Consider the following 1595-nt stretch of genomic DNA (forward strand, 5'->3'; position numbering starts at 1 on the left):
GCCTCGATGGTTCAACAATCATTGCCACCGCATACGATTTTAACTAGGTCGTACTCCCCACAGACAAGAGCTAAATTAACTCGGTTCTCAGACCGGACGGTGCTCTGAATGCAACGTAGACCAACCGAATCGGTTATATGGTCAGGGTCCTGCTTCCGCAGTGGTAGGAGTCTTCAGTATGCCTCGGAATTCAGTGGCTTTCAAGAATCATTATGTTGCGTTAATAGTGTTGCGCGAAATACTAAAAATGCACCTTCAACTCGCGCTGTGTAAGGATTCAATAGAATTCTACACAGCGCGAGTTGTCTCGCGAAATTTGCGAAGGGCCTCTCCCACATTTGCAATGCGAAGCGAGCAAACAGGGAGAGGCTCTGAGTAAATTTGAGGGGGGTATGAGGTGACAGCGTGATGAAAAATGAACACTCAGCTCCGAACTGACGCGCTTCGCTTGTCTCATCCACACACCAGGTAAAACCGCTTAGGCGGATTTACCTGGTGTGTGGATGATGTGTTCTAACTACAAAATAGCAACTAGGTGCAAAAGAACAAGCAAGAGCTTGAGGGGGATGCGAGCTTGAATCGAAATTTGTAGATCAATGTTGAGTAGCATTAACGATAGTCTCCTTTGTCTGGGCGCAATTACCCTTAAAAATCACTATCGCGTTCGTCCTGACTCAATTGTATCAACTTTCTAATTTTGTGGTGGAAACAAGTGCAAATAGTTTTTTTTGTCCACTTTGGTTGGTTTTTTGGCCCAAATCGAGTGGTAGTTTTTCACCCTGTAAATCAGCCTCAAAGCGTCACAAACTTTCAGGCCGATTTCTGGGTCAGTAGGGCATAGTAAGTGCTTAAAAACGTGCCTAGAGCCTCTGATGGCGTTCTAAGGGCTGTTTTTGATAGCTAACTCGCCCGTTTAACATAATAGGAATAATAGACACCGATTTTGAGTGTGGCTCAGGCATAAATTTGGATTCTGATTAATGTATACATCTTCAAGTGGTTCTATGAAATTGGTATACATTAATCAATAGGGGGAGGTGATTTTCGTTACAGAGTCACGCGTTGCGAATCACTCTTAAATGCTTTGTTAGAGCACTTTGCTCTGTGTCACCAAGTCAAAAGCTTCGTTAACTTTTTTCCCAAGCGAAATCTGTTTGATTCCTGCAGGAACATGTAAGAACAGTGGAAAAATAGCCCAAAAAAAGAATAGCCCAATAACAACAAACAACCATCCACCTACTACTTGGGCATCATACTTACCAAATACTCCCTTTGTGTGGTTATTGTAAGCATAGGCAATAAACTTACCTGTTTTTGAGTCCCGCTCGCCGACAACAGTAACTTCATCATTACGATTAATAACCCAAGCATCAGATACTTGAAGTTCGATTACACAATTATTTTCACTTAATTCAAACTGTACCTTGGTTTTAGTGACCGCTTTGAAATTAATAACCTTACCAACTAATTTATCTAACATTATTTTGTTAACTCTATGTTACTTTACTAGGAGTGCTCTAACGCCCTGTTAAGGGGTGAGCAACGCAATACCGAAGCTTCCGCATACCGCCTTAACCACTAAAACCAACGCATAG

Annotated in this window: 1 protein-coding gene; it reads right to left on the minus strand. The window is 42.3% G+C overall.

What is annotated here, in order from left to right; genetic code table 11:
- Window positions 1-1087: 1087 nt before the first annotated feature.
- Entirely contained in the window at window positions 1088-1480 is a 393-nt protein-coding gene (locus tag R8O10_RS23800) for a hypothetical protein (protein WP_000884724.1), read from the minus strand.
- Window positions 1481-1595: the final 115 nt, after the last annotated feature.

Source organism: Vibrio sp. 1727, from assembly GCF_033344415.1.
GTDB lineage: Bacteria > Pseudomonadota > Gammaproteobacteria > Enterobacterales > Vibrionaceae > Vibrio > Vibrio alginolyticus.

Bases quoted from the DNA above. Each gene is read 5' to 3' on its own strand.
- R8O10_RS23800 (WP_000884724.1), bottom strand. From the start codon at position 1,480: ATGTTAGATAAATTAGTTGGTAAGGTTATTAATTTCAAAGCGGTCACT.